Annotated in this window: 1 pseudogene; it reads left to right on the top strand. The window is 42.4% G+C overall.

Annotated features, from left to right (window positions below):
* A pseudogene (locus I6E24_RS17675) lies at positions 1 to 255 on the top strand (IS110 family transposase); the annotation flags it as partial.

Raw genomic sequence — 255 nt, 5'->3', positions numbered from 1 at the left:
AGGAGTTAATCCGTGGAAGCTATGTTCCCGAGCCTGTCATCCAGCAGCTCAGACAATACAACAGAATGATGTTTGACCTTAGCAAGGATATATCAAGAAAGCTTGTAAAGCTTGACACATGTCTGCAACGCTGTAACATCAGGATAAGCAACTATATATCCAATGTGGATTCCAAAAGTTACCGTATGGTGGCCAAGGCCATATCTCAAGGTGTCACAAAGCCGGAAGAACTTATAAAACATATACATGGCAGGA

This window comes from Bacteroides caecigallinarum, assembly GCF_021530995.1.
GTDB lineage: Bacteria > Bacteroidota > Bacteroidia > Bacteroidales > Bacteroidaceae > Phocaeicola > Phocaeicola faecigallinarum.
This window is presented reverse-complemented; position numbering and strand designations above follow the sequence as displayed.